Origin of the sequence: Micromonospora sp. NPDC048169 (assembly GCF_040652815.1) — a bacterium.
Classification (GTDB): Bacteria; Actinomycetota; Actinomycetes; order Mycobacteriales; family Micromonosporaceae; genus Micromonospora.
On the sequence record NZ_JBEZMS010000011.1, the window covers coordinates 113,796 to 133,359 of the forward strand.

Annotated in this window: 23 protein-coding genes; 4 read left to right on the forward strand and 19 right to left on the reverse strand. The window is 71.4% G+C overall.

What is annotated here, in order from left to right; translation table 11 throughout:
* Positions 1 to 70: 70 nt before the first annotated feature.
* The 14 genes from AB0D28_RS12760 to AB0D28_RS12825 form a co-directional block, all read right to left on the reverse strand.
* Positions 71 to 880, reverse strand: a complete 810-nt coding sequence (locus AB0D28_RS12760; protein WP_357385188.1) for a hypothetical protein — start codon at positions 878 to 880, stop codon at positions 71 to 73.
* Positions 881 to 947: 67 nt separating this feature from the next.
* On the reverse strand, positions 948 to 1,943 hold the full coding sequence (locus tag AB0D28_RS12765; protein WP_357385328.1) for a hypothetical protein: 996 nt from the start codon (positions 1,941 to 1,943) through the stop codon (positions 948 to 950).
* Positions 1,944 to 2,007: 64 nt separating this feature from the next.
* The gene (locus tag AB0D28_RS12770; RefSeq protein WP_357385190.1) at positions 2,008 to 3,576 is read right to left on the reverse strand and encodes a polyamine aminopropyltransferase; all 1,569 of its coding nucleotides are present in this window, start codon (positions 3,574 to 3,576) and stop codon (positions 2,008 to 2,010) included.
* Positions 3,573 to 4,346, reverse strand: a complete 774-nt coding sequence (locus tag AB0D28_RS12775; protein WP_357385192.1) for a hypothetical protein — start codon at positions 4,344 to 4,346, stop codon at positions 3,573 to 3,575. Before AB0D28_RS12775 ends, AB0D28_RS12770 begins: the two co-directional genes overlap by 4 nt.
* Positions 4,346 to 4,768: a DUF350 domain-containing protein gene (locus AB0D28_RS12780; protein WP_357385194.1), complete on the reverse strand. Its 423-nt coding sequence runs from the start codon at positions 4,766 to 4,768 to the stop codon at positions 4,346 to 4,348. Before AB0D28_RS12780 ends, AB0D28_RS12775 begins: the two co-directional genes overlap by 1 nt.
* A gap of 34 nt (positions 4,769 to 4,802) precedes the next feature.
* Positions 4,803 to 5,711: a hypothetical protein gene (locus AB0D28_RS12785; protein WP_357385196.1), complete on the reverse strand. Its 909-nt coding sequence runs from the start codon at positions 5,709 to 5,711 to the stop codon at positions 4,803 to 4,805.
* The gene (locus AB0D28_RS12790; RefSeq protein WP_357385194.1) at positions 5,711 to 6,133 is read right to left on the reverse strand and encodes a DUF350 domain-containing protein; all 423 of its coding nucleotides are present in this window, start codon (positions 6,131 to 6,133) and stop codon (positions 5,711 to 5,713) included. The genes AB0D28_RS12785 and AB0D28_RS12790 overlap by 1 nt, the downstream gene beginning before the upstream one ends.
* Before the next feature lie 32 nt (positions 6,134 to 6,165).
* Positions 6,166 to 6,591, reverse strand: coding sequence for a DUF4247 domain-containing protein (locus tag AB0D28_RS12795; protein WP_357385198.1), 426 nt, complete (start codon positions 6,589 to 6,591; stop codon positions 6,166 to 6,168).
* A complete protein-coding gene (locus AB0D28_RS12800) occupies positions 6,588 to 7,082 on the reverse strand; it encodes a DUF2617 family protein (protein WP_357385200.1) in 495 nt (164 codons plus the stop codon). Before AB0D28_RS12800 ends, AB0D28_RS12795 begins: the two co-directional genes overlap by 4 nt.
* Position 7,083: 1 nt before the next feature.
* Positions 7,084 to 7,722 (reverse strand): DUF4178 domain-containing protein, encoded by a 639-nt coding sequence (locus AB0D28_RS12805; protein ID WP_357385202.1) that lies wholly within the window; start codon positions 7,720 to 7,722, stop codon positions 7,084 to 7,086.
* Between the two features lie 80 nt (positions 7,723 to 7,802).
* Positions 7,803 to 8,183, reverse strand: a complete 381-nt coding sequence (locus AB0D28_RS12810) for a hypothetical protein (RefSeq protein ID WP_357385204.1) — start codon at positions 8,181 to 8,183, stop codon at positions 7,803 to 7,805.
* Positions 8,184 to 8,386: 203 nt separating this feature from the next.
* Positions 8,387 to 10,978, reverse strand: coding sequence for an ATP-dependent chaperone ClpB (clpB, locus tag AB0D28_RS12815; RefSeq protein WP_357385206.1), 2,592 nt, complete (start codon positions 10,976 to 10,978; stop codon positions 8,387 to 8,389).
* Positions 10,979 to 11,137: 159 nt separating this feature from the next.
* Entirely contained in the window at positions 11,138 to 11,392 is a 255-nt protein-coding gene (locus AB0D28_RS12820; RefSeq protein WP_357385208.1) for a hypothetical protein, read from the reverse strand.
* Positions 11,389 to 11,694: a DivIVA domain-containing protein gene (locus AB0D28_RS12825; RefSeq protein WP_357385330.1), complete on the reverse strand. Its 306-nt coding sequence runs from the start codon at positions 11,692 to 11,694 to the stop codon at positions 11,389 to 11,391. The genes AB0D28_RS12820 and AB0D28_RS12825 overlap by 4 nt, the downstream gene beginning before the upstream one ends.
* Positions 11,695 to 11,911: 217 nt before the next feature.
* On the opposite strand from AB0D28_RS12825, the gene AB0D28_RS12830 reads away from it, so the two are divergent.
* From AB0D28_RS12830 to AB0D28_RS12845, 4 genes are all read left to right on the forward strand, one after another.
* Positions 11,912 to 12,130 carry a winged helix-turn-helix domain-containing protein gene (locus AB0D28_RS12830; RefSeq protein ID WP_357385210.1) on the forward strand — a complete coding sequence of 73 codons (219 nt, stop codon included), beginning with the start codon at positions 11,912 to 11,914 and terminating at the stop codon, positions 12,128 to 12,130.
* A gap of 72 nt (positions 12,131 to 12,202) precedes the next feature.
* Entirely contained in the window at positions 12,203 to 12,703 is a 501-nt protein-coding gene (locus AB0D28_RS12835) for a cation:proton antiporter regulatory subunit (RefSeq protein ID WP_357385212.1), read from the forward strand.
* Positions 12,704 to 12,708: 5 nt separating this feature from the next.
* On the forward strand, positions 12,709 to 13,926 hold the full coding sequence (locus AB0D28_RS12840) for a cation:proton antiporter (RefSeq protein ID WP_357385214.1): 1,218 nt from the start codon (positions 12,709 to 12,711) through the stop codon (positions 13,924 to 13,926).
* 168 nt (positions 13,927 to 14,094) lie between these two features.
* Positions 14,095 to 14,523 carry a hypothetical protein gene (locus tag AB0D28_RS12845; RefSeq protein WP_357385216.1) on the forward strand — a complete coding sequence of 143 codons (429 nt, stop codon included), beginning with the start codon at positions 14,095 to 14,097 and terminating at the stop codon, positions 14,521 to 14,523.
* A gap of 91 nt (positions 14,524 to 14,614) precedes the next feature.
* On the opposite strand, the gene AB0D28_RS12850 is transcribed toward AB0D28_RS12845, so the two are convergent.
* The 5 genes from AB0D28_RS12850 to dnaK all read right to left on the reverse strand — a co-directional run bounded on the left by AB0D28_RS12850 (position 14,615) and on the right by dnaK (position 19,373).
* Positions 14,615 to 14,821 (reverse strand): hypothetical protein, encoded by a 207-nt coding sequence (locus tag AB0D28_RS12850; RefSeq protein ID WP_018785523.1) that lies wholly within the window; start codon positions 14,819 to 14,821, stop codon positions 14,615 to 14,617.
* Positions 14,822 to 14,986: 165 nt separating this feature from the next.
* Positions 14,987 to 15,427, reverse strand: coding sequence for a MerR family transcriptional regulator (locus tag AB0D28_RS12855; protein ID WP_120572381.1), 441 nt, complete (start codon positions 15,425 to 15,427; stop codon positions 14,987 to 14,989).
* Between the two features lie 24 nt (positions 15,428 to 15,451).
* Positions 15,452 to 16,639 carry a molecular chaperone DnaJ gene (dnaJ, locus tag AB0D28_RS12860; RefSeq protein WP_357385219.1) on the reverse strand — a complete coding sequence of 396 codons (1,188 nt, stop codon included), beginning with the start codon at positions 16,637 to 16,639 and terminating at the stop codon, positions 15,452 to 15,454.
* A gap of 79 nt (positions 16,640 to 16,718) precedes the next feature.
* Complete coding sequence (gene grpE, locus AB0D28_RS12865; protein WP_357385221.1) at positions 16,719 to 17,456, reverse strand: nucleotide exchange factor GrpE; 738 nt, start codon at positions 17,454 to 17,456, stop codon at positions 16,719 to 16,721.
* A gap of 48 nt (positions 17,457 to 17,504) precedes the next feature.
* The gene (gene dnaK / locus AB0D28_RS12870; protein WP_357385223.1) at positions 17,505 to 19,373 is read right to left on the reverse strand and encodes a molecular chaperone DnaK; all 1,869 of its coding nucleotides are present in this window, start codon (positions 19,371 to 19,373) and stop codon (positions 17,505 to 17,507) included.
* Positions 19,374 to 19,564 lie beyond the last annotated feature (191 nt).

A 19,564-nucleotide genomic window follows, 5' to 3' on the forward strand; every position in this document is an offset into this window, starting at 1 on the left:
CTGATCCCTCCGGTAGGCGTCGGCTTGCAACCTACTCGGAGGGATCGTCGGCGTCGCCGCAATCCGGAGGTCAACTTCCGGACGGCGGCTCCGGATCGCGGCGCTCACCCGGCTGGCCGCCGGGTGCGGACGGCGGCTGACCACCAGGCGTCGACGGCGGCTGACCGCCGGACGGGAAGGGCGGCTGGCCACCGCCAGGGAACGGAGGCTGGCCGCCGGGCGGGGGCGTGCCGGGCGGGGGCGGGTACGACGGGTAAGCCGGCTCCCCCGACTGGCCCGGGTACGCCGGGTAGGCGCCACCCGGCACCGGCGGCTCCCAGCCGGCCTTGGGCTTGCGGAAGAACTCGTTCGCCTGCGGCAGCGCCAACAGGATCAGCGCGGCCAGCAGGGCGAGCAGCGCGACCAGGCCCAGCAGCAGGTTGACGGGCGTGTACCAGGACGGCAGCACGTCCTCCAGCCGGCGCTGGATCTCCTCCGGGCTGGGCGCGTCACCGGTGGTGGTGCCGCCCGTCATGCCGCCGGAGATGCCGCTGACCAGCCCGCCGGCGGTGCAGCAGAACAGGATGCCGCCCAGCACCCAGGTGGTGATCCGGGAGCCATTCTTGCCCCGGTTGTTCAACAGGGCCAGCACGACGAGCCCGGCCGCGATCAGCAGCGACACGACAGCCGAGATGAGACTGAACGCGTACGCGATGTCGCCGACCGACTCGGCGCCCGTGCCGGCGTACGCGTCGCTGAGCACGTCACGGATCTTGCCGATGACGGTCAGCGCCACGATCAGGTTCACCACCTGGATCGCGGCGACGAAAATGAGCAGCCAACTGGAAAGCGTCACCACACCGGGACGCGCGCGGGGCGGGGTGCCCGGAGCATCGACCATGACTCTCCCTTCCTAGATCAGATGCCCACCGTAGCGATCTCCGACCAGCTCAGCACCCTGGACCGGCTCACTTCTCGGCGCGGCGCAACCGGCGGTGCTCGGCGGTGACCACGCCGAGCAGCGCGAGATCGAGCGCGACAGCGGCGACCGCGCCGAACTGGTTGACGGTGAAGTTGAAGACCTGCCCGAACAGCAGGTCGACCAGCAGCGCCAGCTTGAACAGGCGGAACGCCTCGGTCCGGTTGCGGCGCAGCAGCCAGGCGGCCCACAGGCCGAGCACGGCGGTGATCAGCGCACTGGCGCTGACGCCCAGGATCGCGCCCCACTCCCGCTCCTCGCCCAGGTGCCCGGTCACGCCGTCGAGGAACACCGCCAGCACGGTGAGCACCGGCTCCACCACCAGGTAGACCACCACCGGCCAGATGAGCCAGCGGCGCCCGGCCGCCCAGACGGCGAGACGCCGGGCCCGGTCCGCCGCCCGCTGCCAGAGCCGCACCGGCGGCGGTTCCCGGTGCGGCACCGCGTCCAGCAGTCGCGCCACAGCGGTCTCGGTGGCCGGTCCGGTGCCCTGCACGAGCCGCAGCACGGCGGCCCGGCGGCGATCGGTCAGCCCGGCCGGCAGGCCGCTGAGCACCATGTCCAGCGCGTTCGCGGTGCGCTCGGCCGGAGTCAGCCGGGATCGTCCGGTGCGCCCGCGTACCGCCTGGGTGAGCAGGACCAGCAGCGCGAACGCGACGTAGATGATGGCGGCGGCCGGGGCGTAGAAGTAGTCGGTGCCGGTGGTGACGAACTTGCCCACCTCGTCGATGAACAGCCCGAACCCGATGCCGCCGACCACCGCCCCGGCGCTGCGCGAGGCGTCGCCGAGGAAGACCAGCGGGATGCCCAGGCCGACGGCGAGCAGCAGGCCGCCCCAGAGCACGTGCGCGATGTGCAGCCCGCCGCCACCGAGCTGGGGATAGCCGGTGGCCTCCAGGTACGCCCGGACGGCCAGCACGGTGACCACGCCGGAGAGCACGAACCCCTGGAGGTAGGACGCCGCCTCGATCGCCCGGGTCGGCAGCCGGCGGACCAGCCAGCCGATCCCCGGTCGGTGGCGCGGCGATTCGGGTGGCATATCCCGAAACCTAGTAGCCGCGCCACTCCTCGCGGGCGTAGTCCAGCACCCTCGGTCGCAACAGGGTGGAGGCCGGCACGTCCAGCCGGGCCCGGTCGGCGGGGAACGTGGCGGCGGCGGCCAGCACCGCCGGGGTCAGGAACCGCAGCGGTGGCGGGTCGTCCGGCAGCGCCAGTTCCGGCGCGGCGTCGCCGGGCGAGGCGAGCACGAATCCCCAGTCGCCGAAGCTCGGCACGTCGACGTGGTACGGCACGGTGGCGAAGCCGGCCTCGCGGACCGACCGCTCGATCGACCAGTACGACCGGGGTGCGAAGTACGGCGACCCGGACTGCACCACGAGCCGCCCGCCGGGGGCCAGCACCGGCCGGATCAGCGTGTAGAACTCGATCGTGTAGAGCTTCGCGGTGGCCGTCTCGTCCGGGTCGGGCAGGTCGGCGATCACCACGTCGAAGCGGTCCGTGGCGGTACGCAGCCAGGCGAACGCGTCCAGGTTGAGCACCCGTACCCGGGGGTCGGTGAGCGAGCCGCGGTTCAGCTCGCGCAGCTGCGGCTCGCGGCGGGCCAGCTCCACCACTGCCGGGTCGAGGTCGACGAGCGTCACCGAGCGCACGTCCGGGTACTTGAGGATCTCCCGCGCGGCCAGTCCGTCGCCCGCGCCGAGCACCAGCACGTCGCCGTGCGCCCCGCGCATCGCCGGGTGCACGAGCGCCTCGTGGTAGCGGTACTCGTCGATCGAGCTGAACTGGAGGTCGCCGTTGAGGAACAGCCGCAGGTCGGTGTCGGAGTGGCCGGGCTCGCGCATCGAGCGGGTCAGCACGATCTCCTGGTAGCGGCTGCGCTCGGCGTGCACCACCGGGTCCCGGTAGAGCTGCTGGCGGGCGGTCACCTCGAAGTCGTGGGCGGTCACCCACGCGTACCCGAGAAGCAGGCCGACCACGACGGTGGCCGCGCCCAGCGCGGCCCGCGCCCGCCGGCTGAGGTCGGCGCGGAACACGGTGAAGACGAGCACCACACCGGCGACCGCGTTCACCGCGCCCACCACGAGCGCGCCCTTGAGCTGGCCGAAGACCGGGATCAGCAGGAACGGGAAGGCCAGCCCGCCGAGCAGCGCGCCCACGTAGTCGGCGGCGAACAGGTCGGCCACCGCGCTGCCCGCCGACTGTTCCCGGATGCGTTGCAGCATCACCATGAGCAGCGGGATCTCCGCGCCGATCAGCAGGCCGAGCACGAACGCGGTGCCGACGAGCGCCGGGCCGTACAGGTCGAGCCAGGCGAACGCGGCGTAGAGGCCGAGCACGGACAGGCCGCCGAGCAACGCCAGGGTCAGCTCGATCACCGCGAACGAGACCACCGCCCGGGACTGCAACGGCTTCGCCACCAGCGCGCCGACGCCCATCGCGAAGACCATCACGCCGAGCACGATCGACGCCTGGCCGACCGTGTCGCCGATCAGGTAGCTGCCGAGCGCGACCAGCGCCAGCTCGTACACCAGGCCGCAGGCCGCGCAGACGAAGACCGCGAGCAGGACCGCCGCGCGGGCCAGGCGCCACCGCGGCCGCGCGGCCACGTCGGCGGTCACCGGATGCTCCGGGTACGTCCGGCGGCTCCCGCCCCGGCGCGCTGCGCGGGCACCCCGCCCCGGTGCCTGCGGCGCTGCCGCACACCCACGGCGATGAACAGCGCGGCGAGCAGGAACAACGCCGCCGAGCTGAGGATGTAGAGCCACCGGTCCCGCCAGAAGTCGCTGCCGGCGTCCGGCAGCGGTGCGGACGGGGTGGACGGGCCGGCGGCAGGCGGCGCGGCCGGTCCGGCGAGCCCTCGCTCGGCGGCGAGCAGCGGCAGGATCGTGGCGGCCCGGGTGACGGCCCAGCCCGGGTCGCCGAGGAACGCGCCCTCGTCCAGCCCGAAGCGGCCGAGCCCCGTCTCGATCGCGTAGAGCTCGGAGTACTCGATGTCCTCCGAGCCCTTGATCTGGATCGTGGCGGAATCCTCCGACTCGCTGCTGGACGAGGTGTACCTGACGTTCGCGGAGACCGCGATCCAGGGCGCGCAGCCGGGCGCGTCGATGACTGTGGTGCCGTCGCCGAGGTTGGAGCCGACGCTCACGTCGTCGTACACGTCGAGCAGTTCCCATCCGTAGCAGATGCCCTGGCTGTCGGTGGCCGCCTTGAGGATCGGCACGGTGCCGGACCGTTCGTCGGCCGCCGGGGCGGGGACGGAGGTGTCCGAGTCGCCGCCGAACACGCCGATGGCGCAGACGAAAACCACGAAACCCCCGACCACGGACCAGATCACCGTCTGGGTGCGCTTGTCCTTCCCCACCCCGGGCCTGGCGGGCTTGCCGCTCATCAGATGATCGCGGCGGCGATGATCGCGCCGGTGGCGAGGTGCACCGTCGCCGAGACCCACACCGCCGGATGCGGCTGCGGATCCACCAGCAACTCACCGAGCTTGCCCGGAGTCGCCGCGTCCAGCAGCACGAACGCCACCGCCATGATCACCAGACCGAGAATGCCGTACGCGCCCGCCCCGATCAGACCCAGCCGGAAATCATCGGCACTCGCCACGATCGCCGCCACCACGATCGTGCCCACCCCGACCAGGTTCGACGAGAGCAACACCGCCGCGTTGCGATTGCGCTCAACCCAGATCAACTCGTGAAGCTTGCCCGGCGTCGCCACGTCGACCAGGACATAACCGATGGCCATCAGAGCGATGCCGACCACGCCGTACGCGAGCGTGACCAGCAGATCGGTGACGAGATGTTGCACAGAAGACTCCAGGGTGAGGGGATCGAGCGAAGGGCTACTTACCGGAACCGCGGGCGCGCTGCGCGGTCGCCTCGCCCCGCTGCTTGCGGCGCTGCCGCAGGCCCACGACGAGGAACAGTGCGGCGACCAGGAAGAACCCGGCCGAGGTGAGGATGTAACCCCACCGGTCCCGCCAGAAGTCGCTGCCGGCGTCCGGCAGCGGCGCGGCGGCGCTGGACGGCGCGGCGGTGGGCGCCGCGGCCGGTCCGGCCAGCCCGCGCTCGGCGGCGAGCAGCGGCAGGATCGTGGCGGCCCGGGTGACGGCCCAGCCCGGTTCGTCGAGGAACGTCTCCTCGTCCAGCCCGAAGCGGCGCAGCCCGGTTCGGATCTCGGTGAGGTCGGTGAACGTGATGCCGTCCGAACCCTCGATCCGGATGAGGACGTCGTCGTCCTCCCTCTCGCCCGTCATGGAGGAGTACCTGACCTCGGCGGTCACCTCGATCCAGCGCGTGCAGCCCGGCGCGCCGGGGGCCGGCATGCCGTCACCGTGGCTGGAGCCGACGCTCACGTCGTTCCACCCGTCGGACAGCCTCCAGCCGTAGCAGATGCCCTGGCTGTCGGTGGCCGCCTTGAGGATCGGCACGGTGCCGGAGCGCTCGTCGGCCGCCGGGGCGGGGACTGAGGTGTCCGAGTCGGGGCCGAAGACGCCGAGGAGGCAGATGGCGAGCACGCTCACCACCACGACCCAGAAGAACGCCTTCTTGCGCTTCTCCTTCACGTCCTCCGGTGTGGCAGCCCAGCCGTCGGCCGCTCCCGTGAACCGGCCCACCATCCTCCGGCGCTTCGCCTCCTTCTCGTCCGACGAGGCGGAGACGAACCATTCGTCCAGCATCTCCCCGGCCAAGGTCAACGCCGGGTTGCGCTTCTCCTTCTTCTCCCCCGAGGCGGCATTCCAGTCGTCCATCAGATGATCGCGGCGGCGATGATCGCGCCGGTGGCGAGGTGCACCGTCGCCGAGACCCACACCGCCGGATGCGGCTGCGGATCCACCAGCAACTCACCGAGCTTGCCCGGAGTCGCCGCGTCCAGCAGCACGAACGCCACCGCCATGATCACCAGACCGAGAATGCCGTACGCGCCCGCCCCGATCAGACCCAGCCGGAAATCATCGGCACTCGCCACGATCGCCGCCACCACGATCGTGCCCACCCCGACCAGGTTCGACGAGAGCAACACCGCCGCGTTGCGATTGCGCTCAACCCAGATCAACTCGTGAAGCTTGCCCGGCGTCGCCACGTCGACCAGGACATAACCGATGGCCATCAGAGCGATGCCGACCACGCCGTACGCGAGCGTGACCAGCAGATCGGTGACGAGATGTTGCACAGAAGACTCCAGGGTGAGGGGATCGAAGAGGGCTACTTACCGGAACCGGGGCCGCCGCCCCGCACCGTGCTGCCTCGGCCCCAGCCCCAGCTGTTGCCGACGACGTTGTGGTAGCGGGGGTAGGCGGTGGTCATCTTCTCCAGCAGGATCACCGAGCCGACGGCGAGCGGGAGGATCACCACCGAGTCGTCGTCGTAGCGCAGGTAGACGCCGCTGCCGTCGACGTACTGGTCGGCCGGGCGCCAGGCGTCGGTGATCTGCTGGGAAACCTCGCTCGGCGTCTTCTTCGAGGTGTACGCGATCGCGTTCGAGCCGATGTCCCGCCCGGAGGCGCGGGAGAAGTTGTCCTCCACGTAGCCCCGGGGCGAGAAGTTGCCGTAGAAGATCGTGAAGGCGGCGACGAGCGCGCCGATGACGGCGACCGCCATGCCCACCACGAACCACCGTCGGTACGTCACAGCTCCTCCACCACGGTCTCGGTCAGGACCAGCTCGTTCGTCTGGGGATAGACGTGCCAGGTGCGCCAGGCGAGCACGCCGTCCGGCGGCCGGGGCCGGACGGAGAGCGCGGTGACCGCGTCCTCGTCGCCGGGGAAGACCCCGATCAGCGCGTAGGGGTCGCCCGCGAGTTCGGCGCGCAGCGCCGCGACCCGGCTACGCAGGCCGTCGCCTTCGGGCCGGAGCACGGTGGCCATGAACCGGTAGCCGGCCGTTTCGTCGTGCAGCGCGTCCGGCAGGTGCGGCGGGCGGCCGGGCAGGCAGGCGACGGTCTCGGTGAGCCCGCCGAGCACCACCTGATGGGAGGCGCCGAGCAGGCGCAGCCGCAGCCGGGGCAGGCCGGGCAGGTCGAGGTCGCGTACGGCCAGCGCCGGCAGCTCCGGGCCGCCGAGGGCCAGGCTCAGGTCGGCGGCGCTGGTGTCGACGTAGGGCGCGTCCAGGCAGACGAGCACGTCAGCGCACCGTTTCCGGACCACCCTGCGGGTAGATCATCACCTCGGCGCGGCGCAGTTCCTCGCCGAGGTTGACCTCCCAGCCCGACTCCCCGTACGCCTCGAACGACAGCCGCGCCCCGCCGGGCGCCTGGTAGTCGTGGTAGCGCATGGTGCCGTGCGGATCGAGGCCGGTGCCCTCGGTCGCGGTGTACCGCGCCTGGCCGGACTCGTCCCAGTTGTAGCGGCGGCCGGACATCTCCAGCGTCGGGGCGCCCGGCGTCACGGTGGCCCCCGGCTCGCTGGTCCAGAGCACCAGCTCCAGGTCCGGGTCGGACTCGACGGAGAGCCAGCGCTTCACCCCGCCCGCGTCGTCGAGCAGGTGCTCCGCCCAGCTCCAGCCGCCCTCGACCAGGTGCACCGAGCCGCGCACGGTGTACGGCACCGTGCGGATCTCGACGATGTCGCCGGGCTTGAGCCCGCGCGGGTCGCCGCGCAGCGCGTCGGCGTCCCGGTCCCGGAACGGGTCCCCCGGCGCCGCCTTGGTCTTCGGGCCGGACGCGGACCGGGACTTCCGCACCGCGATCACGGCGATCACCACACCGGCCACCCCGACCAGGCACCCGAGCGTCGTCACCAGCCACGCCACTGAACCGTTCACAGCCGCCTCCCCAACGTGCTCGGCGGGAACGGTAACAACCGCACGCACGCCTGCTGAAGTCCTGGACGCTGAGTATCCGCTCAGTTACCGGCGTGGCCGGCGAGCCGGTCGGCCGCGTACTCGCCCAGCGTGGCCCGGCCCATCAGACAGCCGGAGAAAGTGGTGAACTCGCCGTCGTGGTCGCGCAGCCGGATCCACGCCGCCCGCCCGGCGGCCGGGTCGACCGCCTCCAGCAGCGATGCCGCGTACGCCCGGCCGGCCGGCGAACCCTTGCGGAGCAACCTGTCGATCCGCTTGCGGGCCGCCTCCGGGTGCTCGCGCAGCCCTTGCTCAAGCCGCCGGTACGCCTCGGTCGCGGGCAGGACCTGCCCGGCCAGCCCCACCCCGCCGAAGGCGAGGGTGTCCGCGCCGTCGAGTTCCCGCGCCGCCTCGTCCAGTTCCCGCTCCCACGTCCCGCTCATACCCCACTATGTGCCCACCCCACCAACCCCTCCAACCACAAGGAAGGGCCCCCTGTTAACGCCTCCGGTAGAGGAAGGGCCCCTTGTTAACACCCGCAGCACGGAGCACCCACGGCATGCAGCGCCGGCGGCACGCGGGCCGGCGCGGCCGGGGACGGCGAAGGCCCGGCCAGGGACGGCCGGGCCTTCGCGGGTGGGACGGGTCAGGCGGCGGTGACCGCCAGGGACTCCTTGGAGTCGGACAGGTCGACGCGGACCGTGTCGCCGTCGCGGATGTCACCGGCCAGCAGCGCCTTGGCGAGCTGGTCGCCGATCGCCGACTGCACCAGCCGGCGCAGCGGGCGGGCGCCGTAGATCGGGTCGTACCCGTGCTCGGCCAGCCACGTCCGGGCGGCGTCGCTGATGTCCAGCGCCAACCGGCGGTCCGCAAGACGGGTTCGCATCCGGTCGAGCTGGATGTCCACGATCGACCGCAGGTCCTCGCCCTGGAGCGCGGCGAACACCACGATGTCGTCGAGCCGGTTGAGGAACTCCGGCTTGAAGTGCGACCGGACCACCGCCAGCACACCCTCCCGGCGCTCGTTCTCGGTCAGCGTCAGGTCGCTGATCACCGACGAGCCCAGGTTCGAGGTGAGGATCAGGATCGCGTTGCGGAAGTCCACCGTACGGCCCTGACCGTCGGTGAGCCGGCCGTCGTCGAGCACCTGGAGCAGCACGTCGAAGACGTCCGGGTGCGCCTTCTCCACCTCGTCGAGCAGGATCACCGAGTACGGGCGGCGGCGTACCGCCTCGGTGAGCTGGCCGCCCTCCTCGTAGCCGACGTATCCGGGCGGGGCACCGACCAGGCGGGCCACCGAGTGCTTCTCGCCGTACTCGCTCATGTCGATGCGGACCATGGCCCGCTCGTCGTCGAAGAGGAACTCGGCGAGTGCCTTTGCGAGCTCGGTCTTGCCGACGCCGGTCGGGCCGAGGAACAGGAAGCTGCCGGTCGGGCGGTCCGGGTCGGCGACGCCGGCCCGGGCGCGGCGTACCGCGTCGGAGACCGCGCCGACCGCCTCGGCCTGGCCGACCACGCGGGCGCGCAGCGACTCCTCCATCCGCAGCAGCTTGGCGGTCTCGCCTTCCAGCAGCCGCCCGGCGGGGATGCCGGTCCAGGAGGCGACCACGGCGGCGATGTCGTCCGCGCCGACCTCCTCCTTGAGCATCGCGCCGTCGGCCTGGAGCCGGGCCAGTTCCTCCTCGGCCTGCTTCAGCTCGGTCCGCAGCGCGGGGATCCGGCCGTACCGCAGCTCGGCGGCGCGTTCCAGTTCGCCGTCGCGCTCGGCCCGCTCGGCCTCGCCGCCGAGGCGTTCCAGTTCCTCCTTGGCGGTGGAGAGCTTGGTGATGTGGCTCTTCTCGGTCTGCCAGCGCTCGGACAGCGCGGTGAGCTGCTCGCGCTTGTCGGCCAGTTCCTTGCGCAGCCGCTCCAGGCGCTCGGCGGACGCGGCGTCCGGCTCCTTCGCCAGCGCCATCTCCTCGATCTCCAGGCGGCGTACCGCCCGCTCGATCTCGTCCACCTCGACCGGCCGCGAGTCGATCTCCATGCGCAGCCGGGACGCGGACTCGTCCACCAGGTCGATGGCCTTGTCCGGCAGGAACCGGTCGGTGATGTACCGGTCGGAGAGCGCTGCGGCGGCGACCAGCGCGGCGTCGGTGATCCGTACGCCGTGGTGCACCTCGTAGCGTTCCTTGAGCCCGCGCAGGATGCCGATGGTGTCCTCGATGGTCGGCTCGCCGACCAGCACCGGCTGAAAGCGCCGCTCCAGCGCGGGGTCCTTCTCGATGTGCTCGCGGTACTCGTCGAGCGTGGTGGCGCCGACCATCCGCAGCTCGCCGCGCGCCAGCATCGGCTTGAGCATGTTGCCGGCGTCCATCGAGCCCTCGCCCTTGCCGGCGCCGACCACCGTGTGCAGCTCGTCGAGGAACGTGATGACCTGGCCGTCGGAGTTCTTGATCTCCTCCAGCACGGACTTCAGCCGCTCCTCGAACTGCCCCCGGTAGGACGCGCCGGCGACCATCGCGCCGAGGTCGAGCGAGACCAGCTTCTTGTCCCGCAGCGACTCCGGCACGTCGCCGGCCACGATCCGCTGGGCCAGGCCCTCCACGATCGCGGTCTTGCCGACGCCCGGCTCGCCGATCAGCACCGGGTTGTTCTTGGTACGCCGGGACAGCACCTGGATCACCCGGCGGATCTCCGAGTCCCGGCCGATCACCGGGTCGATCTTGCCGTCGCGGGCGCTCGCGGTGAGGTCCACGCCGTACTTGGCCAGGGCCTGGTAGGTCTGCTCCGGGTCGGCGGTGGTGACCCGGCGGTCCCCGCCGCGCACGGTCGGGAACGCGGCGACCAGGTTCTCCTCGGTGGCGCCGGAGTTCTTCAGCGCGACCGAGACCGCGCCGCCGACCCGGGCCAGCCCGGCCAGGAGGTGCTCGGTGGAGGTGTACTCGTCGCCCAGCGGCCGGGCGATCTGCTCGGCGGCGCCGATGGCGTTGACGAACTCGCGGGCCAGCGTCGGCTCGGCGATGCTGGATCCGCGCGCGGCGGGCAGCGCGTCCACCGAACGCAGCGCGACGCGGCGCAGCTCGGCGGGGTCGGCACCGACGGCGCGCAGCAGGCCCGCGGCGGTCGAACCCTCGGTGTCCAGCAGTGACAGCAGCAGGTGCCAGGGCTCCACGGTGGCGTGACCGCGCTGGTTCGCCAGCGCGACGGCACCGGTGATGGCCTCGCGGCTCTTGGTGGTGAGACGTTCCGTGTTCATGGGCTCCCCCGGATCGGCGTGTCCACTGGACATGACACAACCAGAGTTGAGTCTATTCCGCTCAAGTCCACCCCTGTGACCTGAGTCACCGTCCGCCGGTCCGACCGGAGAGATCTTGGTACAAAAAGGCCCCTGGAGGGGCCGTTTCGTACCAAGATCTCAACGACGTGGAAGGCGCGCGAGGCAAGGGGTCTCGTGGTCGGCGCGCAGCACGCAACGCCGGCCGCCGTCCAGCTTGCGGTCGCAGAACACCCAATGGCGTACGGCCTGGTCGTCCTCGGCCGAGACGGTGATCCCGCCCATCTCCACCACCGCGAGGAACGCCAACGACCGCCCGGCCGTGCGACCGAGCATCTTCGCCCGGGCCAGGTCCGCCGCGCGCACCGGCAGATGGATCACGTACCGCCCGGTCACTGCCGCCCGGCCAGGTCGCGCATCGACGGAGCCTGACGGGACTGCCACTCGCGCAACGCACCCTTGATCCGGGCCGTCTCCTCCCGGCTCCGGGCGATTTCGGCGTACGCGGCGGCAAGGTCCCCCGCGACGCGGTCGAGGAACGCGGCGACCTCGGCGGGGTCCAACCCCCGACGGCATGTCGTGAAGCTGTGGCCCCGCACCTGCCAGGGCCGGAGCGGAAGGTACGACGTGGAGCGGTAGGCGCCGACCGGCGCGGAGTTGGGCGGACCGACGTTCCGCCGCCGCGAACGTATTCGCAGGAGATTACGCACGACACTGTCCCTTCTCGCCGAGGACCGGGGGTCGGGACGAGCCACGGGGATGCCCGCCCCGACCCTGGAAAGCTCCAGGTGCCATCCGGGAGCGTTCCTCAGCAACCTACAATCGGTACCAGTTGTAGGTCAACGACCGACCCACAATTGCTTGAGGTTGGAGGTGGGTGCGTGGTCGAATGGGCGTGCCATCCGGGGAGTGTGTATGCCCAAGCAGCAGTACCAAGTGCTCGCAGACGAGCTGAAGAGCAAGATCGATTCGGGAGAGTGGCCACCCGGCACCAAGCTGCCGAGCCGCGCCCAGCTGTGCAAGGAGTACGGCGTTTCGGACACGGTCGTCGGCAAGGCGATGATGATCCTCCGCGCGACCGGCCTCACCGAAACACTCGAGGGCGTCGGCGTGTTCGTGGCCGAGCGGGTCTAGACGAGCCGTATCGACCGATCTTTAGTTCGGCCCCGGGATCGGCGCGTGCGCCGCAGCGGTAGCCTCACCGGCGTGCGAGTACGTGTCGAACAGACCGCCCTGCCCGGGATCGGCGTACGTCATGATCTGATGACGGAGTCCGGCCGCCGGCTCGGCGTGGTCTCCCATCGCAATGGCCGTCGCGACCTGGTCCTCTACGACCCGGACGATCCCGACTCCTGCCAACATGACATACCGCTGACCGACGACGAGGCGGAGGCGCTCGCCGACATCCTCGGCGCGTCGCTGATGCTGGGTCAGCTCTCCGGGCTGCGCGAGCAGGCCGCCGGGCTGCTGACCGAACAGGTCGCCATCCCGGCGGGCTCGAAGTACGTCGGCAGGCGGCTCGCGGACACCAAGGCACGCACCCGGACCAGCGCGTCCATCGTGGCCGTGCTGCGTCAGGGCGCCGTGAACGTCTCGCCCGAACCCACCTTCCGGTTCGAAGCCGGCGACGTGATCGTCGTGGTCGGTACCCGTCAGGGCCTCGACGGCGTGACCGCGATCCTCGCCGAGACCGATCCGGACGGCTGACGCGTATGCACGAAACCACAATCCTGCTCATCGAAGTCGGCGCGCTGCTGCTCCTGCTCGGCCTGCTCGGCCGCCTGAGCCGCCGCGTCGGCGTCTCGCCCATCCCGCTGTACCTGCTCGCCGGCCTGGCGTTCGGGCACGGCGGCCTGCTGCCGCTCAACGCCAGCGAGGAGTTCTTCGCCGTCGGCGCGGAGATCGGCGTGATCCTGCTGCTGGTCATGCTCGGTCTGGAGTACAGCGCCAACGAGCTGGTGGGCAACCTCCGCTCGGCCGCGCCGGCCGGGGTGATCGACGCGGTGTTCAACGCGCTGCCCGGTTTCGCCTTCGCGCTCCTGCTCGGCTGGGGCTGGGTGGCGGCCGTGGTGCTGGCGGGCGTGACCTGGGTGTCGTCGTCCGGCGTGATCGCCAAGGTGCTCGGCGACCTGGGCCGGGTCGGTAACCGGGAGACCCCGGTGATCCTCTCCGTCCTGGTGATCGAGGACCTGGCGATGGCCCTCTATCTGCCGCTGGTCACCGCGCTGCTCGCCGGGGTCGGCCTGATGAAGGGCGGCATCGCGCTCGCCATCGCGGTGTTCACCGTCGTCGTGGTGCTGGCCGTGGCGATCCGGTACGGCCACCTGATCTCCGCCGCGCTCTCCGCGAAGGATCCGGAGGCGCTGCTGCTCGGGGTGCTCGGCCTGACCCTGCTCGTCGCCGGCGTCGCGGCCAAGCTCCAGGTGTCGGCGGCGGTCGGCGCGTTCCTGGTGGGCATCGCACTGTCCGGGCCGGTGGCGCACCACGCCACCGAACTGCTCTCCCCGCTGCGCGATCTGTTCGCCGCGGTCTTCTTCGTGTTCTTCGGGCTGGTCACCAACCCGCTGGACATGCCTCCGGTGCTGCTGCCCGCGCTGCTGCTCGCAGTGGTGACCATGGCGACGAAGGTGGCCACCGGCTACCTGGCCGCCCGCCGGGTCGGGATCGCCGAGCCCGGACGCTGGCGGGCCGGGCTGGCGCTGACCCCGCGCGGCGAGTTCTCGATCGTCATCGCCGGACTGGCCGTCGCGGCCGTCTACCCGGTGGAGCCGAAGCTCGCCGCACTCGCCACCGCGTACGTGTTGATCACGGTGGTGACCGGGCCGCTGCTCGCCCGGCTGCCCGACACCCGGTGGTTCAAGCAGTGGCTGCGCACCCGCGCCGCAGCCGTACGGCCACCCGCGCCGCTACCCCTGGGCTCCGGCGACTGACCCCGGTGCCGGGCCGGATCAGCCGCAGGGCAGATCCGGCCCGGCGTTGTCAAATTGATCCCGGGAAGGTCTACCACTGCTCCGTCCAACCGCGTTAACGTTTCGGCCCAGCAGCCAGGGTCCGCGGGTGGCCTGCGCCCCCCGCCAGCGCAAGCGGAAGGTCGGCCGGTGAGCGTGCAGGAAGGTACGTTCCGCGGCTTCGCCAACCCCGTCGATCCCTCGCCCACCGAACTGCGGGCGTGGGCTTATCAACCGGACTCGGTGCCGCTGACCTCGATGCCGCCGGACTGGGACCTGCTGGTCGCCGGTGACCACCTGGTGCAGACGCTGTTCGACCTGGCGATGGACCAGAGCTGCCCGGCCCGGCGGTTCGCCCTGCACTGCCTCTACATCTATGCCGCCGACGGCATCCGGACGAACTTCCGCGCCCACCCGAAGCGCCGGTTCCGCAAGCTGGTCGAGCAGGCCGAGAAGTCCGGCGACGACCTGATGCGCAACTGGGCGCACAACAGCCGGGTGCTGCTGGCCCGACCGGATCTCTTCGTCTACCGGGACTGGTGCGAGGGCGGCCTGGTCCGCGAGAACCGCCGCCTCTGACCCTCGCCGCCGGATACGAACGGGCCGCGATCCCCCGGATACGAACGGGCCGGGATCCCCCGTGGATCCCGGCCCGCACGTCGGCGGATCGTCAGGTCGATCCGCCCTGCTTACGGCGCCGCTCGTCGTCCCGCGCCCGGTCCACGCCGTGGTCCGTCTGGTCGGCGAAGCGCCCTTCCTTGACCTTGTCGCTGAAGCGTCCCTCGGTGACCCGGTCGAACCGCTCGCGGACGTTCTCGGCCACCTTCTCCAGCCGTTCTTCCGCGCGCTCGGCCACCTTCTTCGCCGGTTCCGTCATGACTCCCCCCGCCAGTCCGGAGTCCGCTTTGAGGCTTTTACCCCTGCGGAAAGCGTAGTGGACCCCACCCTGCCGCACCCCGGTTTCCGCCGACCGGCCCGCGCACGACGAAGGCCGGCGCGGCCCCGGGGGAGCGGGGCGCGCCGGCCTTCCGGTACGAGGAGGTCAGCGGTCGGGAGCGCGGCGTGGACGCCAGACGACGAGCGCTGTGGACGTGCGGTTTGTGGGCACGAGGTCACCGCGGGGGAAGCCGCCGAGCGACTCCAGCTCGGCGATCCGCCGGTACGCGGCGTCCAGCTCCGCCTCCAGCCGGGCCACCCGCTGCTGCGCCTCTTCGAGCAGCCGCTCCAACCCGATGATCCGCTTGACCCCGGCCAGGTTGATCCCGTCGTCCTGGCTGAGCCGCTGCACCTCGCGGAGCAGCACCACGTCCCGGACGCTGTACCGGCGACCGCCGCCGGACGCCCGGCCGGCCTGCACCAAGCCCAGCCGGTCGTACTGGCGCAGCGTCTGGGGGTGCATCCCCGCCATCCGCGCGGCTACCGAGATCATCAAGACCTTGGCCTCGTAGGCCGGGTCACCCGAGCCGACGTACTCCTCCGACATGCCCGCTCACCTCCGCTGCCGCCGTCAACTGAATCGACGTACCCGCGCCTCGAGATGTTCCCGCGCGGCGGGCGGGGTCTGCGCCGCGAAGGTCTCCAGCGCCGCCCGCGCCTCGTCCGAGACCTTCGCCGGGACCACCACGTCGAGCGTGACCAGCAGGTCACCGGCGCGGCCGTCCTTGCGTACGACGCCCTTGCCGCGGGCGCGCAGCACCCGCCCGCTGGGCGTACCCGGTGGCACCCGCAGGGTCACCGTCCCGTCCAGGGTCGGTACGCGCAGGTCCGTGCCGAGAACCGCCTCGGCGTACGTGATCGGGACGTTCAGGGTCAGGTCATCCCCGGTACGCCCGAACAGCTCGTCCGGACGGACCTTCACCTGCACGAACAGGTCACCGGCCGGACCGCCCCGCTCGCCGGGCTCGCCCCGGCCGGCCAGCCGGATCCGCTGCCCGTCGGCCACCCCGGCGGGGAAGCGCACGGTCAGCGTGCGGGTCTTGGTGACCCCGCCGGTGCCGTGGCACTCCGGGCACTTCTCCTCGACGATCGTGCCGACGCCCTGGCAGTTGCGGCACGGCTCGGAGAAGCTGAACGACCCCTGGTTGCGGGTGGTCACCCCGGCGCCGTGGCAGACCGGGCAGGCCACCGGCTGGGTGCCGGGCTTGGCGCCGTTGCCGTGGCAGGTTTCGCAGACCCCGGGGGCGCGCAGCGTCAGCGGCAGCGTGACGCCGTTCACCGCGTCGGTGAAGTCGAGCGCCACCTCGGCCTCGACGTCGCGGCCACGGGCCGGGCCGCGCGGACGCGCCGGGCCACCGCCCCCGCCGCCACCGGAGAAGATCGTGCTGAACAGGTCGGTGAAACCGCCGCCGCTGAACCGGCTGTCGCCGCCGCCGGCGCCGCCGCCGAACAGGTCGGAGACGTCGAACGGCATGCCGCCCGGCTGGCCCCCGCCGCGGGCGCTGCGCCGGAACGCGCCGGAGCCGAACAGCGAGCGCATCTCGTCGTACTCGCGGCGCTTCTTCTCGTCACCGAGCACCGCGTACGCCTCGGAGACGGTCTTGAACCGCTCCTCGGCCCCGCTGTCGCCGGGGTTGTGGTCCGGGTGCGACTCCCGGGCCAACTTGCGGTACGCCTTCTTGATCTCGTCCGAGGAGGCGGACTTGTCCACGCCCAACGCGGCGTAGTAGTCCTTCTCGATCCAGTCCTTGGAACTCACCGGTCCACCCCCTTCCACGGGTCGAATCCCGGTCGTCCCGCCCGCCCGGTGCGGGCGGGCGGGACGTCACGGGTCGGCACTACTCCGGGTCCGCGACCGCGACCATGGCGGGCCGCAGCAGCCGCTCGCCGAGCTGGTAACCCCGGCGCATGACCTGTACGCAGGTCGGCTCGGTCACGTCGGCGGAGGTCTGGTGCGCCACCGCCTCGTGCCGGGTCGGGTCGAACGGGTCACCCTTCTCGCCGAACGCGGTCAGGCCGAACTTGGCGAGCGCACCGGTGAGCTGCTCGGCCACGCTGCCGAACGGGCCCACCAGGTCGCCGTGCTCGCGGGCCCGGTCCAGGTCGTCGAGGATCGGCAGCAGCGCGGTCAGCACCGCCCCGGTGGCCTGCTCCTGCACCAGGTTGCGGTCCCGGTCGACCCGCTTGCGGTAGTTGGCGTACTCCGCCGTCACCCGCTGGAGGTCGCGGGTGCGCTCCTCCAGGTCGGTGCGCAGCGACTCCAGCTCGGCGCCGAGTGGCGCGTCCGTGCCGGTCCCGCCGTTCGGCTCGGCGGGCGAGTCGACCACTGCCGGACCGCTGACCTCGGCCTCGCCGCCGATCTCGTCGACCACGACCTCGGCCTCCTCGACCAGCCCTTCGGCGGGCGCGTCGGCGGCCGCGTCGGCCGCCGAGGCGTCGTTCGCCGACTGCTCGGTCGCCTTGCCGAGCTTGCGCTTGTCGCGGATGACGACCCGGGGTTCGTCGCCGGTGTCCTTGCCGGCGCCCGGCGCCGACCCGGTGGCACCCGGGTCGGCCGCTCGTGGCTTGTCCGTCATGCGGTTACCTCATCCCTCTGCCGTGCGAATCGTGTCCGGGACCGGATGTCACTTCTTGTCCTCGTCCACGATCTCCGCGTCGACCACGTCGTCGGCGCCACCGGCCTTCGGGCCACCGGCCGCACCCGCGCCGGCACCCGCGCCCGGCCCGGCCGCACCCGGGGCGGTCTGCTCGCCCTCCTGCTGCTGGGCGTAGAGCAGCGAGCCCGCCTGCTGGGAAACCTGCGCCAGCTTCTCGTGCGCGGACTTGATCTTCTCGATGTCCTGTCCGCCGAGGGCGCTGCGCAGCTCGCCGAGCGCCTCGTTGAGCTGGTCGCGGTTCTCGCCGGGCAGCTTGTCGCCGCTCTCGGCGAGGAACTTCTCGGTCTGCCACTGGAGCGCCTCGGCCACGTTGCGGGTCTCGGCCTCCTCACGGCGACGCTTGTCCTCGTCGGCGTGCTCCTCGGCGTCCCGGCGCATCCGCTCGATGTCGTCCTTCGGCAGCGAGGAGCCGCCGGTGATCGTCATCTTCTGCTCCTTGCCGGTGCCCAGGTCCTTCGCGTGCACGTTCACGATGCCGTTGGCGTCGATGTCGAACGTGACCTCGATCTGCGGCACGCCGCGCGGGGCCGGCGGGAGACCGGTCAGCTCGAAGGTGCCGAGCTTCTTGTTGTAGGCGGCGATGTCCCGCTCGCCCTGGAACACCTGGATCAGCACCGACGGCTGGTTGTCGTCGGCGGTGGTGAACACCTCGGAGCGCTTGGTCGGGATGGTGGTGTTGCGCTCGATGAGCTTGGTGAAGATGCCGCCCTTGGTCTCGATGCCCAGGCTCAGCGGGGTCACGTCGAGCAGCAGGACGTCCTTGACCTCGCCCTTGAGCACACCGGCCTGGAGGGCCGCGCCGACGGCGACGACCTCGTCCGGGTTGACGCCCTTGTTCGGGTCGCGGCCGGTGAGCTGCTTGACCAGGTCGGTCACGGCCGGCATACGGGTCGAGCCGCCGACCAGGATGACGTGGTCGACGTCGGAGATCTTGATCCCGGCGTCCTTCACGGCCTGCTCGAACGGGCCCTTGCAGCGGTCCAGCAGGTCCTGCGTCATGCGCTGGAACTCGGCGCGGCTGAGCGTCACGTCGAGGTGCAGCGGACCGGCCGAGCCGGCGGTGATGTACGGCAGGTTGATGTTGCTGGTGGTGGCGGCGGACAGCTCGATCTTGGCCTTCTCGGCCGCCTCCTTGAGCCGCTGCATCGCCATCTTGTCCTGCGAGAGGTCGATGCCGTGCTCGCCGCGGAACGTCTTCACCAGGTGGTCGATGATGCGCTGGTCCCAGTCGTCACCACCGAGCTGGTTGTCACCGCTTGTGGACTTGACCTCCACCACGCCCTCGGCCAGCTCCAGCAGCGACACGTCGAAGGTGCCGCCACCGAGGTCGAAGACCAGGACGGTCTGCTCCTTGGAGCCCTTGTCCAGGCCGTACGCCAGGGCCGCCGCGGTCGGCTCGTTCACGATCCGCAGCACGTTGAAGCCGGCGATCTCACCGGCCTCCTTGGTGGCCTGGCGCTGCCCGTCGTTGAAGTAGGCCGGGACGGTGATCACCGCGTCGGTGATCTGCTCGCCCAGGTACGCCTCGGCGTCCCGCTTGAGCTTCATCAGCGTGCGCGCCGAGATCTCCTGCGGGGTGTACTTCTTGCCGTCGATGTCGACGGTCCAGTTGGTGCCGATCTCACGCTTGACCGACCGGATGGTCCGGTCGGGGTTGGTCACCGCCTGGCGCTTGGCGACCTCACCGACGAGCACCTCGCCGTTGCGGGCGAACGCGACGATCGAGGGAGTCGTACGCGAGCCCTCGGCGTTGGCGATGACGGTGGGCTCACCGCCCTCGAGAACGCTGACGCAGGAGTTCGTCGTGCCGAGGTCGATGCCGACCGCACGTGCCATGTTCGCTTCCTCGCTTCGTAACGGGTGAGCAGGTCAGACGGCCTGCCCGGCGGGCCGCCCGGAAGCGACCGCACCACAAGTTGAGTGAACTTGACTCAATAGTGCCACGCGTTCGCCAATCCGCAAGTCGAGGTTGAGCCGACCCGGCGCAACCCGACCGTTACTACCGTCCGGTTGTCTTACCTTGCGTC

Bases quoted from the DNA above. Each gene is read 5' to 3' on its own strand.
- clpB (WP_357385206.1), bottom strand. From the start codon at position 10,978: ATGAACACGGAACGTCTCACCACCAAGAGCCGCGAGGCCATCACCGGT.
- AB0D28_RS12785 (WP_357385196.1), bottom strand. From the start codon at position 5,711: ATGGACGACTGGAATGCCGCCTCGGGGGAGAAGAAGGAGAAGCGCAAC.
- AB0D28_RS12775 (WP_357385192.1), bottom strand. From the start codon at position 4,346: ATGAGCGGCAAGCCCGCCAGGCCCGGGGTGGGGAAGGACAAGCGCACC.
- grpE (WP_357385221.1), bottom strand. From the start codon at position 17,456: ATGACGGACAAGCCACGAGCGGCCGACCCGGGTGCCACCGGGTCGGCG.
- dnaK (WP_357385223.1), bottom strand. From the start codon at position 19,373: ATGGCACGTGCGGTCGGCATCGACCTCGGCACGACGAACTCCTGCGTC.
- AB0D28_RS12830 (WP_357385210.1), top strand. From the start codon at position 11,912: ATGCCCAAGCAGCAGTACCAAGTGCTCGCAGACGAGCTGAAGAGCAAG.
- AB0D28_RS12840 (WP_357385214.1), top strand. From the start codon at position 12,709: ATGCACGAAACCACAATCCTGCTCATCGAAGTCGGCGCGCTGCTGCTC.
- AB0D28_RS12855 (WP_120572381.1), bottom strand. From the start codon at position 15,427: ATGTCGGAGGAGTACGTCGGCTCGGGTGACCCGGCCTACGAGGCCAAG.
- AB0D28_RS12850 (WP_018785523.1), bottom strand. From the start codon at position 14,821: ATGACGGAACCGGCGAAGAAGGTGGCCGAGCGCGCGGAAGAACGGCTG.
- AB0D28_RS12810 (WP_357385204.1), bottom strand. From the start codon at position 8,183: ATGAGCGGGACGTGGGAGCGGGAACTGGACGAGGCGGCGCGGGAACTC.
- AB0D28_RS12760 (WP_357385188.1), bottom strand. From the start codon at position 880: ATGGTCGATGCTCCGGGCACCCCGCCCCGCGCGCGTCCCGGTGTGGTG.